At 67.0% G+C, this 12830-nt stretch carries 13 protein-coding genes; 1 reads left to right on the plus strand and 12 read right to left on the minus strand.

Going from position 1 to position 12830, the window contains the following annotated elements; genetic code table 11:
• Nucleotides 1-84: 84 nt before the first annotated feature.
• Complete coding sequence (gene ppsR / locus E8D38_RS00750; RefSeq protein ID WP_140625802.1) at nt 85-906, plus strand: posphoenolpyruvate synthetase regulatory kinase/phosphorylase PpsR; 822 nt, start codon at nt 85-87, stop codon at nt 904-906.
• Here the strand turns inward: ppsR and E8D38_RS00755 are convergent.
• The 12 genes from E8D38_RS00755 to uppS all read right to left on the minus strand — a co-directional run bounded on the left by E8D38_RS00755 (nt 900) and on the right by uppS (nt 12819).
• The gene (locus E8D38_RS00755) at nt 900-1700 is read right to left on the minus strand and encodes a TrmH family RNA methyltransferase (protein WP_140625803.1); all 801 of its coding nucleotides are present in this window, start codon (nt 1698-1700) and stop codon (nt 900-902) included. The two genes, ppsR and E8D38_RS00755, sit on opposite strands and share 7 nt — an antisense overlap.
• Entirely contained in the window at nt 1700-2353 is a 654-nt protein-coding gene (gene rnhB, locus E8D38_RS00760; RefSeq protein ID WP_140625804.1) for a ribonuclease HII, read from the minus strand. The genes E8D38_RS00755 and rnhB overlap by 1 nt, the downstream gene beginning before the upstream one ends.
• Nucleotides 2322-3476 (minus strand): lipid-A-disaccharide synthase, encoded by a 1155-nt coding sequence (gene lpxB / locus E8D38_RS00765; RefSeq protein WP_246099288.1) that lies wholly within the window; start codon nt 3474-3476, stop codon nt 2322-2324. The genes rnhB and lpxB overlap by 32 nt, the downstream gene beginning before the upstream one ends.
• Before the next feature lie 13 nt (nt 3477-3489).
• Nucleotides 3490-4278, minus strand: coding sequence for an acyl-ACP--UDP-N-acetylglucosamine O-acyltransferase (lpxA, locus tag E8D38_RS00770; RefSeq protein WP_140625805.1), 789 nt, complete (start codon nt 4276-4278; stop codon nt 3490-3492).
• Nucleotides 4279-4286: 8 nt separating this feature from the next.
• Nucleotides 4287-4733, minus strand: coding sequence for a 3-hydroxyacyl-ACP dehydratase FabZ (gene fabZ / locus E8D38_RS00775; RefSeq protein WP_181178875.1), 447 nt, complete (start codon nt 4731-4733; stop codon nt 4287-4289).
• Nucleotides 4730-5758: a UDP-3-O-(3-hydroxymyristoyl)glucosamine N-acyltransferase gene (gene lpxD, locus E8D38_RS00780; protein WP_246099289.1), complete on the minus strand. Its 1029-nt coding sequence runs from the start codon at nt 5756-5758 to the stop codon at nt 4730-4732. The genes fabZ and lpxD overlap by 4 nt, the downstream gene beginning before the upstream one ends.
• A gap of 25 nt (nt 5759-5783) precedes the next feature.
• Entirely contained in the window at nt 5784-6299 is a 516-nt protein-coding gene (locus tag E8D38_RS00785; protein ID WP_140625807.1) for an OmpH/Skp family outer membrane protein, read from the minus strand.
• A complete protein-coding gene (gene bamA / locus E8D38_RS00790; protein ID WP_140625808.1) occupies nt 6299-8563 on the minus strand; it encodes an outer membrane protein assembly factor BamA in 2265 nt (754 codons plus the stop codon). Before bamA ends, E8D38_RS00785 begins: the two co-directional genes overlap by 1 nt.
• A gap of 69 nt (nt 8564-8632) precedes the next feature.
• Nucleotides 8633-9994, minus strand: coding sequence for an RIP metalloprotease RseP (gene rseP, locus E8D38_RS00795; protein ID WP_140625809.1), 1362 nt, complete (start codon nt 9992-9994; stop codon nt 8633-8635).
• Nucleotides 9991-11187 (minus strand): 1-deoxy-D-xylulose-5-phosphate reductoisomerase, encoded by a 1197-nt coding sequence (gene ispC, locus E8D38_RS00800; RefSeq protein ID WP_140625810.1) that lies wholly within the window; start codon nt 11185-11187, stop codon nt 9991-9993. Before ispC ends, rseP begins: the two co-directional genes overlap by 4 nt.
• Nucleotides 11188-11194: 7 nt before the next feature.
• Complete coding sequence (locus E8D38_RS00805; protein WP_140625811.1) at nt 11195-12031, minus strand: phosphatidate cytidylyltransferase; 837 nt, start codon at nt 12029-12031, stop codon at nt 11195-11197.
• A gap of 2 nt (nt 12032-12033) precedes the next feature.
• Nucleotides 12034-12819 (minus strand): polyprenyl diphosphate synthase, encoded by a 786-nt coding sequence (gene uppS / locus E8D38_RS00810; RefSeq protein WP_140625812.1) that lies wholly within the window; start codon nt 12817-12819, stop codon nt 12034-12036.
• Nucleotides 12820-12830: the final 11 nt, after the last annotated feature.

Consider the following 12830-nt stretch of genomic DNA (forward strand, 5'->3'; position numbering starts at 1 on the left):
GGCTGTAATCGCGAGAAATTGAGGCGGATTCTACGGGTTGGCCGGGTACGATGGGCAGGCGCGCCACCCCTTCATGTCAACGCCATGCCCAACCGCACCGTGTTTTTTGTCTCAGACGGCACCGGCATCACGGCCGAAACCTTCGGTAACTCCATCCTCAACCAGTTCTCCGGCAAGCCGCGGCATGTGCGCCGCCCATTCATCGACACAGTCGACAAGGCGCATCAGGTGGTGCGCGAGATCAACGAAACCGCCGAGCGCGAGGGCCGCAAGCCCATCGTCTTCATCACCCTGGTCAACGACGACGTGCTGGGCATCGTCACCGAGCACTGCAGGGGCCTGGTGCTCGACATGTTCAAGACCTTCATCGAGCCGCTGGAGCTGGAACTGGGCGTGAAGTCCAACCACCGCGTCGGCCGTTTCTCGGACATCGCCAAGAGCCAGGAGTACGACAACCGCATCGAGGCCATCAACTTCTCGCTCGCCCATGACGACGGCCAGTCGGCCCGCAACCTCGAGCAGGCCGAGGTGATCCTGGTCGGCGTGAGCCGCAGCGGCAAGACGCCCACCTCGCTCTACCTGGCCATGCAGCACGGCATCAAGGCGGCCAACTATCCGCTCATTCCCGAGGACTTCGAGCGCGGTCACCTGCCCTCTTCGCTGGCGCCGCACAAGAAGAAGTGCTTCGGCCTCACCATCGACCCCGAACGGCTGAGCTCGATCCGCAACGAGCGGCGGCCGGGCAGCAAGTACGCCAGCATCGAGAACTGCCGCTACGAGGTGAACGAAGCCGAGCGCATGATGAAGCGCGACGGGATCTCGTGGCTGTCGTCCACGCACAAGTCGATCGAGGAGATCGCGACGACCATCCTGCGCGACATCCGCCCGGACCGGCTGATCTACTGAGCCGCCGGCGGTTGCGCCAGTCGCTGGCGCAGCGACTCGTACAGGCAGATCGCCGCCGCCGAACCCACGTTGAGCGACTCCTCGCCGCCCGGTTGCGGGATGCGCAGCACCAGTTGGCACTGCGCCATCAATGCCGCGTCCACGCCCTGACCTTCATGACCCAGCACCCAGGCGCAAGGGTCCGGCAGGCGGGTGGCGTGCAGCTCGGCGCTGGCATGTGAACTGGTCGCCACCAGCGGCAGCTGCAGCGCAGCAGCGAGGTCTGCCGCTTGTGCTGCCTCGACGAGCTGCAGCGCGAAATGCGCGCCCATGCCGGCGCGCAACACCTTGGGCGACCACAGCGCCGCGGTGCCCTTGAGGGCAACCACCTGCGCCACACCGAGGGCGGCCGCGCTGCGAAGGATCGTGCCGACGTTGCCGGCGTCCTGCAGCCGGTCGAGCACCACGGTGGGCACGCCCGGCGTCGGGCTGGGCGGAGTGTCCCAGGCCATCAGGAAGCCGATCGACGCCGGCGACTCCAGCCCGCTCACGGCCTTGAAGAGGTTGTCGCTCACCACGGCGACGCGCCTTGCATGCTGCGCGAGGCGGGAAAGCACCGGCTGGGCCCAGGCGGCTTCGGCAATGACCGCCTGCGCAACGGGCCGCCCGCGCGAAACGGCAGCCTCGCAGAGGTGTTCGCCTTCGAGCCACACCTCGCCGAGCTTGCGGTAGGCACCTGGGTCCTGCGCCAGCTTGCGGACCCGCTGGACCAGCGGGTTGTCGCGCGAGCTGATGAACGTGACCTTGCCGTCCATCAGGCCGTTGCCACGGTTTGCGCCACGGCGACACCCTCGAGCGCCTCGCGCACCGGTGCGAAGCTGCGCCGGTGCACGGCACAGGCACCGTGGGCGCGCAAGGCGGCCAGATGCTCCGGCGTGCTGTAGCCCTTGTGCTCGGCAAAGCCGTATTGCGGATGCAGCTCGTGCAGTTGAAGGCAGAGCCTGTCGCGATGCACCTTGGCCAGGATGGAAGCCGCCGAAATGGCGGCCACGGTCGCGTCGCCCTTCACGATGGCCTCGGCCGTCACCTTGAGCACCGGCAGCCGGTTGCCGTCGACCAGCACTTTGGCCGGCTTGAGCCGCAGGCCCTCCACCGCGCGGCGCATCGCAAGCATGGTGGCTTGCAGGATGTTGATCTGGTCGATCTCCTCGACGCTCGCTTCAGCGATGCTGCAGCACAGCGCCTTGGCGCGGATCTCGTCATAAAGGCGGTCGCGCGCCTTGGCCGTGAGCACCTTCGAGTCGGCCAGCCCCTTGACGGGCTTCAGGTCGTCGAGGATCACCGCGGCGGCCACCACCGGGCCGGCCAGCGGCCCCCGGCCGGCTTCGTCCACCCCGGCCACGAGTCCCGGCACGTCGAAGTGCAGCGCAATCTGCTCAGGCTTGTTCGATGACTTGCGCGATCGCATCGGTGGCACAGCGCGCCGTGTCGCGCTTGAGCATGTGGTGGAGTTCTACGAAACGGGCCTGAGTTTGCTCGTAACGGTTGCGGTCGTCCAGCCAGCGCAGCGTCTCGCGTGCCAGCGCTTCGGGCGAAGCGGCGCCTTGCAGCAGCTCGGGCACGACGAACTCCCGGCAAAGGATGTTGGGCAGGCCCACCCACGGCTGGTAGCCCATGCGCTTCATCAGCTGCCAGCTCAGGAAGTGCATGTTGTAGGCGATGACCATGGGACGCTTGAACAGCGCGGCTTCGAGCGTGGCCGTGCCGCTGGCGATGAGGGTCACGTCGCAGGCAGCCAGGGCTTCGTGAGAACGGCCGTCCAGCAGCTGGATCGGCACACCCGGCGCGAACTCGCGCAACATCGGCTCCACCACCGCCTTGAGCGACGGGATGGCCGGCAGGATGAACTTCACGTCCGGGCGCTGCCGATGCATGAGGGCCGCCGCCTGCACGAACCGCGGCGCGATGTAATGGATTTCGCTGCGGCGGCTGCCGGGCAGCAGGGCCACCACGGGAGACGCGGCGTCCAGGCCCAGCGCCGCCCGCGCCGCCGGCTTGTCCACCTCCATCGGGATGGCATCGGCGAGCGGGTGGCCCACGTAGGTGGCTGCGATGCCGTGCTGCGCGAGCAACTGCGGCTCGAACGGGAACAGGCACAGCACATGGTCGGCGCTGTGCCGGATCTTCTCGACCCGCTTGCCGCGCCAGGCCCAGATCGACGGGCACACGAAGTGGATGGCCTTGATGCCGCGGGCCTTGAGCTGCGCTTCGAGATCGAGGTTGAAGTCGGGCGCATCCACGCCGATGAAGGCGTCCGGAGGTTCGGCCAGCAGGCGCTGTGCGAGCTGCTTGCGGATGCCGGCGATCTCGCGGTAGTGGCGCAGCACTTCGACGTAGCCGCGAACGGCCAGCTTCTCATGCGGCCACCAGGCGTTGAAGCCCTGCTCGGCCATGCGCGGGCCGCCAATGCCGAAAAGCTGTGCGCTGCCCAGCTCAGGCCAGCGTTGGCGCATGCCGCCCAGCAGCAGGCCGGCCAGCAGATCGCCCGAGGCTTCTCCCGCCACCATCGCAAAACGAGGTGTGCTCGTCATCTGCAACAGGCGATCAGCGCGCGATGCCGCGCGTGGAAGCGGCCAGGAAACCGAGCATGAGGTCCACGTCGACCTTGGCCTCGGCATGCTCGTGCGCAATGGCAGCAATGCCGGCCTTGGCCTCCTCGAGCGTGAGACCCTTGCGGTACAGCAGGCGGTGCATCTGCTTGACCTGCGCGATGCGCTCGGCCGAAAAGCCGCGGCGACGCAGCCCCTCGATGTTGAAGCCGTGCACACCGAGCGGGTTGCCGGACACCATCATGAAAGGCGGCACGTCCTGCGACACATGACTGGCGAAGCCGATCATCGCGTGGGAGCCGATCTTGGTGAACTGGTGCACGCCGGTCAGCCCGCCCACGATGACCCAGTCGCCCACGTGCACATGGCCCGCCAGCGTGGCGTTGTTGGCGAGGATGGTGCGGTTGCCCACCTGCACGTCGTGGGCCACATGCACATAGGCCATCACCCAGTTGTCGTCACCCACGCGGGTGACCCCGGCATCCTGTGTGGTGCCGCGGTTGAACGTGCAGAACTCGCGGATCGTGTTGCGATCGCCGATGTGCAGCTCGGTCGGCTCGCCGCGGTACTTCATGTCCTGCGGTGCGGCGCCGAGCGAAGCAAACTGGTAGATGCGGTTGTCGCGCCCGATCGTGGTGGGACCCTCGACCGTGCAATGGGCGCCCACCGTGGTGCCTTCACCGATGCGCACACCGGCGCCGATGACGGCATACGGCCCGATCTCGACCGAAGCAGCCAGCTCGGCCTTCGGATCGATCATCGCTGTCGGATGGATCTTCGCCACGCCCGACCTCACGACACCTTGCGCATCGTGCACATCAGCTCGGCCTCGGCGGCCACCTCTTCACCCACCAGGGCACGGCCGCCGAACTTGAAGATGCCGGCCTTCATGCGGTCGAGCGTCACGTCGAGGATCAACTGGTCGCCCGGCTCCACAGGTCGCTTGAAGCGAGCGTTGTCGATACCGGCGAAGTAGTACACCGAGTTGTCGTCGAGTTCCATGTCGAGCGAGGCGAACGACAGCAACGCCGCAGCCTGTGCCATGGCTTCGAGCATCAGCACGCCGGGCATCACCGGCCGCTTGGGGAAGTGGCCGACGAAGAACGGCTCGTTCATGGTGACGTTCTTCAGGGCGCGCAGGCGCTTGCCCTTCTCGATCTCGATCACCCGGTCCACCAGCAAGAACGGGTAGCGGTGAGGAAGCTTCTTGAGGATCTGGTGGATGTCCATCGAGTTCATGACTGTTTCTTCTCGAGCGCTCGAAGGCGCTCACGCATGGTGTGCAACTGACGCAGCGTGGCTGCGTTCTTTTCCCAGGTCTTATTGTCGTCGAAGGGGAAGGCGCCGCTGTACACGCCCGGCTGGTGGATCGAGCGTGTGATGAGGGTGCAGGCCGACACATGCACGCCGTCGACCAGCTCGATGTGCCCGACGATGCTCGAGGCACCGCCGATCGTGCAGCGCGACCCGATGCGTGTGCTGCCCGCCACGGCCACGCAGCCGGCCATGGCCGTGTGGGCGCCGATGCGCACGTTGTGGCCGATCTGGATGAGGTTGTCGAGCTTCACGCCGTCTTCGATCACGGTGTCGTCGAGGGCGCCGCGATCGATGCAGGTGTTGGCGCCGATCTCGACGTCGTCGCCGATGCGCACCGCCCCCAGTTGCTCGATCTTTTCCCAGCCGTGGAGGGTGGGCGCAAAGCCGAAGCCGTCGGCGCCGATCACCACGCCGCCGTGCAGGATGCAGCGCGCGCCCAGCGTGCAGTCGGCCCCGAAGGTGACATTGGCGGCCAGGCGCGAACCGGCGCCGATACGGGCGCGCGCACCCACCACGGTGTGCGGGCCGATCTCCGCGCCGTCGCCGATCACGGCGCCTGCCTCGATCACGGCCAGCGGCGCGATCGACACGCCGGCCCCCAGCACCGCCGTAGCGTCGACCACTGCGCTCGGATGCACCCCGGCCGGCGAAGCGGGCCGCGTGCGGCGGGCCCACCACTGCGTGGCCCGGGCGAAATACAGGTAGGGATCGTCGGCGACGATGGCCGCCCCGCGTTGCAGGGCCTCGTCGCGCACGGAAGGCGCCACGATCACGCAGCCGGCCTGCGACGCCTGAAGCTGCGAGCGGTACCTTGGATTGGCCAGGAACGATAGCGTCGAGGGCGTGGCGCCCTCGAGCGGCCCGATGCGGGTGATGGCGAGTTCAGCCGGCCCGAGGAGTTCACCGCCCAGGTCCGCAACGATGTCACCGAGCCGGGCTTCGAACACTGACTGAGCCGGATCTGCCGGGGGTTTATTTCCCGCCCGACGCGTTGAGGGCCTTGATGACCTTGTCGGTGATGTCGACCCGCGAGCTGACATGCACTGCCTCTTCGATGATCAGGTCGTACTTTTCCTGGTCGGCGATCTGCTTGATCACCTTCTGAGCGCGCTCCACGAGGCCGGCGAGCTCCTCGTTCTTGCGCTGGTTGGCGTCTTCCTGGAATTCGCGGCGCTTGCGCTGGAATTCGCGGTCCTGCTCGACCAGATCGCGCTGACGGCGCGAACGCTCGCTCTCTGCCAGCGTGGGCGCCTCTTTCTCGAGCTTGTCGGCGGCGGCCTTGATGCGCGCCTGCATGTCGAGCAGCTCTTTCTCGCGCTTGCCGAACTCGGCCTCGAGCTTGGCCTGGGCGGCCTTGGCCGGCACCGCGTCGCGCAGCACACGCTCGCGGCTCACGAAACCGATCTTCAGTTCCTGGGCGTTCGCGGCGGGCACGAACGCGGCGAGCATTCCGGCAACCAGCACGGAGATCAACGAGAAACTTTTCATTAGAACGCGGTCCCGATCTGGAATTGGAAACGTTGGATTTTATCGCCGGAGCAAGACTTTACCGGCTCGCCATAGCTGAGTTTCAGCGGCCCCACCGGCGAGACCCAGCTAAGGCCCACGCCGGCCGACGCCCGTATCGACTCCCAATTCATGCCCGAGCAATGCTGGTTGACGACCTCTTCGCTGCCGCCCCACACGTTGCCGGCGTCGACATAGCCAAAGACGCGCAGGGTCCGGTCGTTGCCTGCGCCCGGGAAGGGGACGTAGAGCTCGCTGTTGATGTTGAGCCGCCGCGTACCGCCTATGTAGGCACCGGCGTTGTCCACAGGGCCGAGCGATCCTTGGTCGAAGCCTCGAACGGTACCGAGGCCGCCACCGTAGAAGTTCTTGAAGATCGGGTACCGGCGCCCGCCGAGCCCCTGGCCCCAGCCGAACTCGGCGTTCACCGCGAAGGTGAACTTCTTGGACAGTGGCCAGTACTGCTGGAACTGCAGGTTGCTGCGCAGGTAGCGGGTGTCTCCGCCGACCCCCCACTCCAGGTTGATGCGCTGGTAGCGGCCCGCGTTTGGAACCAGCGCGCTGTCCCGGCTGTCCCGGGCCCAACCAAGGGTCAGCGGCACGCTGGTGCTCGCTGCGCCGAATTCGTCGCGATATTCGCGGTAGTTCGTGGGCAAGGAGCTGCCCGCCTTGATTTCGGTGCGCTCCAGACCAATGCCGAAGAACACCGTGTCGCGCTCGGTGAACGGCACGCCGAAGCGCACGGAAGCCCCGGGGGTCACCAGTTCGTACTCTTCGCCCTGGCTGTTGATCGGCTTGCTGGTGCGGTAGAAGACGTCGAAGGCCCGCGAGATGCCATCGATCGTGAAGTACGGATCCACCGTGCTGACGACCAAGGTGCGGTTGTACTTGCTGGTGTTGAGTTCGATGCCGAGGTAGTTGCCGCTGCCGAACACGTTCTCCTGCCGGATCGACCCCGACAGCGACAGCTTCTCGGCGCTGGAGAAGCCAGCACCCAGTTGCAGGTTGCCCGTGGGCTTTTCCTCGACGACGATGGTCAGGTCCACCTGGTCGAGCGTGTTGGGCACTTCCTCGGTCTCGACGTTCACCGACTTGAAGTAGCCCAGCCGGTCGACCCGGTCGCGCGACAGCTTGATGCGCTGACCGTCGTACCAGGCTGACTCGAACTGACGGAACTCGCGCCGCACCACCTCGTCGCGCGTGCGGGTGTTGCCTGACACGTTGATGCGCCGCACGTACACGCGCCGCTGAGGATCTGCAATCAGCACCACCGAGACCCGGCCAGTCTCGCGGTCGATTTCGGGGCGGAAGTCCATGCGCGCGAATGCATAGCCGAAGCTGGCAAAGCGGTCGGTGAACGCGCGGTTCGTCGTGGCCACGTCTTCGGCGCGATAGGCCTCCCCCGGCTGGATGGTGACCAGCGACTTGAATTCCTCTTCCTTGCCGAAGTACTCGCCCTCCAGCTTGACGCCGGTGACCGTATATCGCTGGCCCTCGTTCACGTTCACGGTGATCGTGATGTCCTGCTTGTCGGGAGAAATAGCGACCTGCGTGGACTCGACGTTGAACTCGAGGTAGCCGCGGTTCAGGTAGTAGGCGCGCAGCGTCTCGAGGTCGGCATTGAGCTTGGCCCTGGAATAGCGGTCCGACTTGGTGTACCAACTCAGCCAGCCGCCGGTATCGAGGTCGAACTGCCCGAGCAGCGTGCTCTCCGAGAAAGCCTTGTTGCCCGTGATGCGGATTTCCTTGATCTTGGCAATGCCGCCCTCGGTCACGGTGAAGGTGACGTTGACGCGGTTGCGTTCCTGCGGGGTGATGGTCGTGACGACCTCCACGCCGTAGAGGCTGCGCGTCAGGTATTCGCGCTTGATCTCCTGCTCGGCACGGTCGGCCATCGCCTTGTCGAACGGCTTGCCCTCGCCGATGCCGACGTCCTTCAGCGCCTTGAGCAGCGCGTCCTTGTCGAACTCCTTGAGGCCGGCGAAGTCGACGCTGGCGATGATGGGTCGCTCTTCGAGCACCACCACCACCACGTCGCCATCGACTTCCAGTCGGACATCCTTGAAGAGTCCCGTGGCGAAGAGCGCGCGCAATGCGGCAGCGCCCTTGTCGTCGGAGTAGGTGTCGCCCACGCGAAAGGGCAGCGCCGCAAACACTGCGCCAGCATCTGTGCGCTGCAGGCCCTCGATGCGGATGTCCTTCAGCACGAACGGCTCGACAGCCCACGCATGGCCATGCAGTGTCATGGCGAGTGCAGAAGCGATGAGGGTCGGTTGAAGGGAGCGAGGCAGACGGGAGAGGAGGCGCATGCGTTGTCAGTGCAGGCCCAGCAGGCGGGCCACATCGTTGTAGAGGGCGAGTGACATCATGAGCAGCATGATGGCGAGTCCCCCTCGTTGCAGCCGATCCAGCCACACGTCCGAGACCGGCCGGCCCGTCACTCCTTCGAAAAGATAATACATGAGGTGTCCGCCATCGAGCATCGGCAGCGGCAGCAGGTTCAGCACCCCCAGGCCCACGCTGACGATGGCCAGAAAGGCCAGGTAGTAGGCGACGCCACGCTGCACCGACTGCCCCGCATAGTCGGCAATGGTCAGCGGACCGCTCAGGTTCTTGAGCGACGCTTGTCCGATGAGCATCTTGCCGAGCATCGTGAGGTTGAGCGCTGCGGTATCCCAGGTCCGCGTTGCCGCACGGCCCAGCCCTTCGAACACGCCACGGCGCACCAGCACCATGTCCACCGCACCGCCGAGGTAGGCCTCGACGCGCCCCACGGACCGGTCCTTGTCCTGCACGACGGCAGGTGTCACGGTGGCCTCGATCACCTCTTGGCCACGCTGCACTCGCCAGACCATCGGCCTCGGCTCGGTGCCCTGCACGGCGCCGCGGATGATCTGCAGCAGGCGCGTGGCGTCCGGCACGGCTTCGCCGTCCACCGACAGGACGCGGTCGCCCTTCTGCAGCCCGGCTTGCCCGGCGGGCCCGCCGGCCACTACGTCGCGCAGCAGCGGTTCGCTGTAGGGCTGGAGAACGCCGATGCGGCGCATCAGCTGCGCGTCCACATCCTTCGCAGCGAGCCGGCCGAGTTCGAGCACCGCGTTGCGCCGGCCGTGTCCTTGGGAGTCGGTCAGCTCGAGATGCAGGCGTTCCGAATTCAGCACCGCCTGGGTGATGTACCAGCTCAGCTCCGGCAACGAAGCCACGTCGGTCCATTCGCTGCCGTCGGTGGAGACCGCGCGCACCCAGTCGCCTGATCGCACTCCGGCCTGCTCGGCCAGGCTGGCCGGTTCAGGGGTACCCAGCACCGCCTTGGGTTCGTTCACACCCCACCAGGACGCCGCCGCGAACAGGAACCACGCAAGCACAAGATTGGCAACGGGGCCGGCGGCCACGACGGCGGCGCGCTGCCACAGGGGCTTGCGATTGAAGGCCCGGTGCAATTCGTGGGGAAGCACCTCGCCTTCGCGCTCGTCGAGCATCTTCACGTAGCCGCCCAGCGGAATGGCAGATACCGCGAACTCGGTGTCGCCCCGCTGCCGGCGCCAGATCACGCGCCCGAAGCCCACGGAAAAGCGCAGGACCTTCACACCGCAGGCCACCGCCACACGGTAGTGCCCGTATTCGTGCACCACGATGAGCACACCGAGCGTGATCAGGAAGGCGACGACAGTGGTCATGCAAGTGTGGTGTTGGCGGCCTGCGCTGCCGCCTCGCGCGCCCGCGCGTCCAGCGCCAGCAGACCTTCGAGGCTCTCGGTGCTGCCCCGTTCGATCACCAACGTCTCGAGCGTCCGTGCGTTGACGCTATGAATCTGGTCGAAGCGGATGGTTCCTGCGAGGAATGCGGCCACGGCCACCTCGTTGGCCGCATTCAGCACTGCGGTGCTTCCCGCAGGGCCGGTGAGCGTGTCCCAGGCCAGGCGAAGCCCGGGGTAGCGCGTGTCGTCGGCCGGCTCGAAGGTCAGCGCCGACAGGGCCGTGAAGTCGAGGCAGGATGCGCCCGATTCGACGCGCTCGGGCCAGGCCAGGCCATAGGCGATGGGCACCCGCATGTCGGGAGTGCCGAGCTGCGCCAGCACTGAGTTGTCGCGGCACACCACCATCGAGTGGATGATGCTCTGCGGGTGGATCACCACGCGGATCTGCTCGGGCGACAGATCGAACAGCCACCGGGCTTCGATGACTTCGAGGGCCTTGTTCATCATGGTGGCCGAATCGACCGAGATCTTGCGGCCCATGACCCAGTTCGGGTGAGCGCAGGCTTGGTCGGGGGTCACGTCACGCAGGCTGGCCGGGTCGCGCTGGCGGAACGGCCCGCCGGAAGCCGTGAGCACGATGTGGTCGATGCGCTGGCGCCAGGCGCTGCGGTCTTCGGGCAGGCACTGGAAGATGGCCGAATGCTCGCTGTCGATCGGCAGCAGCGTGGCGCCGCCTTGCTCGACGGCCCGCATGAACAGCGCCCCGCCAACCACCAGCGCTTCCTTGTTGGCCAGCAGCAGACGCTTGCCGGCGCGCGCAGCGGCCAGGCAGGGTGGCAGGCCGGCGGCGCCGACGATGGCTGCCATCACCGCGTCGACCTGCGGATGCGCGGCCATGTCGGCCAGAGCCTGCGGCCCGCAGAGCACCTCGGTGGGCAGGTCTTCCCGGCGCAGCCTGTCCTGCAGGCTTGCTGCCTGTGCCGCCTCGGGCAACACCGCAAACCGCGGCCGCCAGCGCACGCATTGTTCGAAGAGCGCGTCGACCCGGCTGTGCGCCGTCAACGCGAACACCTCGTAGCGTTCCGGGTGGCGCGACATCACGTCGAGCGTATTGGTGCCGATGGAGCCGGTCGAGCCAAGCACGCACACGCGTTGGCGGCGGGGAAACTGCATGTCCACCTCAGAGGGAAACCAGCGCCATCGCCAGCGGAAGGACCGGCAGCAAGGCGTCGATGCGGTCGAGCACCCCGCCGTGGCCCGGCAGGAGGTTGCTGCTGTCCTTGGCGCCCGCGCTGCGCTTCACAAGGGACTCGAACAGGTCGCCCACCACGCTCATCGCCGCGAGGAACAGCACCGCAACGCCCATGCCGAGCCAGCCGATCTGCTGGCTCACACGCGTGTAGAGGCTGGCACTGTCGACCAGGCCGCGCCGGTCGAGCGCCAGCCACAACACCGCCAGGACGACGACGCCGAGCATGCCGCTCCAGACGCCCTCCCAGCTCTTGCCCGGACTGATGGCCGGTGCCAGCTTGCGGCGGCCGAATGCGCGGCCGCCAAAGTAGGCGGCAATGTCAGCCGCCCAGACCAGGCAGAACACCGACAGCAGGAAGTTCACGCCCAGCGCCTTGGCCTGCACCAGTGCCAGCCAGGCCAGCCACAGCAGCAGCACGCCCAGCACGAGTCGCAGCGCAGCGGGCAGCCCGGGCCAACCGGCGACGCCCCTGCTCAGCACGAACGCCCCGCCCAGCACCCACACCAGCATCGCGGCCCACCAGGGCCATTGCGTGGCCTGCAGCGCCCAGCCGGACCACCACGTGAGCGCACCGCCCGCGAGCACCGCCACTCCAAGAAGAACAGCAGCGGCGCCGCGCAACCCGTTCAGGCGCGCCCATTCCCAGGCGCCTGCCGACGCGGCAGCCAGGCTCAGCCAGGCAAAGGGCCACAGCGGTTTGGCGAACAGCGCGGGCAGCAGCACCGCCAGCAACACGACTGCGGTGATCACACGCTGCTTGAGCATGGTCAGGATCCTGAGGTTGTCAGTGCATCGGCCGCGGCAGCCGGCTCGGCGGCCTCGACACCACCGAAGCGCCGTTCGCGGCCTGCATAGGCAACGAGGGCGGCGTCCAGCTCCGCCTCGCCGAAGTCCGGCCACAGGCAATCGGTGAAATGGAGCTCGGAGTAGGCGATCTGCCAGAGCAGGAAGTTGGACACGCGCAGCTCGCCCCCGGTGCGGATGAAGAGGTCGGGGTCGGGCGCGTGCTTCAGCGCCATGAACTGCGCAAGCCTGGCTTCATCGAGCTGGTCGGCCGCGACACCGGCCTCGATGGCCCGGCGGCACGCTTGCAGCACGTCCCAGCGGCCACCGTAGTTGAACGCGACCGTGAGGTGGATGCGCGTGTTGTGCGCGGTTGCGGCCTCTGCCTGCGCCAGCGCTGCGCGCACCTTGTCGGACACGGTCGAGAGGTCGCCGACGATGCGGATGCGCACGCCTTCGGTCGTCATCTTGGCCAGGTGATTGGCCACAGTGGCGAGCGCCAGCCCCATCAGGCCGGAGACCTCTTCCTGAGGCCGCTTCCAGTTCTCGGACGAGAAGGCAAAGACCGTGAGGTACTCGACTCCGCGGTCGGCACTGGCCTTGACCGTGCGGACCAGGGCATCGACGCCGTGCTTGTGGCCGAACACGCGCGGCATGAAGCGCTTCTTGGCCCAGCGGCCGTTGCCGTCCATCACGATGGCGATGTGGCGGGGAACGGTCGCGACGACGGGCTCCCGCTTCACGGCGGAACGCAGCTTGAACAGTGCCATGTTGCCGACGG

It is taken from the genome of Methylibium rhizosphaerae (assembly GCF_006386545.1).
Lineage (GTDB): Bacteria > Pseudomonadota > Gammaproteobacteria > Burkholderiales > Burkholderiaceae_C > Pseudorivibacter > Pseudorivibacter rhizosphaerae.

Bases quoted from the DNA above. Each gene is read 5' to 3' on its own strand.
- E8D38_RS00805 (WP_140625811.1), bottom strand. From the start codon at position 12,031: ATGCTCAAGCAGCGTGTGATCACCGCAGTCGTGTTGCTGGCGGTGCTG.
- lpxB (WP_246099288.1), bottom strand. From the start codon at position 3,476: ATGACGAGCACACCTCGTTTTGCGATGGTGGCGGGAGAAGCCTCGGGC.
- ispC (WP_140625810.1), bottom strand. From the start codon at position 11,187: ATGCAGTTTCCCCGCCGCCAACGCGTGTGCGTGCTTGGCTCGACCGGC.
- ppsR (WP_140625802.1), top strand. From the start codon at position 85: ATGCCCAACCGCACCGTGTTTTTTGTCTCAGACGGCACCGGCATCACG.
- fabZ (WP_181178875.1), bottom strand. From the start codon at position 4,733: ATGAACTCGATGGACATCCACCAGATCCTCAAGAAGCTTCCTCACCGC.
- rseP (WP_140625809.1), bottom strand. From the start codon at position 9,994: ATGACCACTGTCGTCGCCTTCCTGATCACGCTCGGTGTGCTCATCGTG.
- E8D38_RS00785 (WP_140625807.1), bottom strand. From the start codon at position 6,299: ATGAAAAGTTTCTCGTTGATCTCCGTGCTGGTTGCCGGAATGCTCGCC.
- rnhB (WP_140625804.1), bottom strand. From the start codon at position 2,353: ATGCGATCGCGCAAGTCATCGAACAAGCCTGAGCAGATTGCGCTGCAC.
- bamA (WP_140625808.1), bottom strand. From the start codon at position 8,563: ATGACACTGCATGGCCATGCGTGGGCTGTCGAGCCGTTCGTGCTGAAG.
- E8D38_RS00755 (WP_140625803.1), bottom strand. From the start codon at position 1,700: ATGGACGGCAAGGTCACGTTCATCAGCTCGCGCGACAACCCGCTGGTC.
- uppS (WP_140625812.1), bottom strand. From the start codon at position 12,819: ATGGCACTGTTCAAGCTGCGTTCCGCCGTGAAGCGGGAGCCCGTCGTC.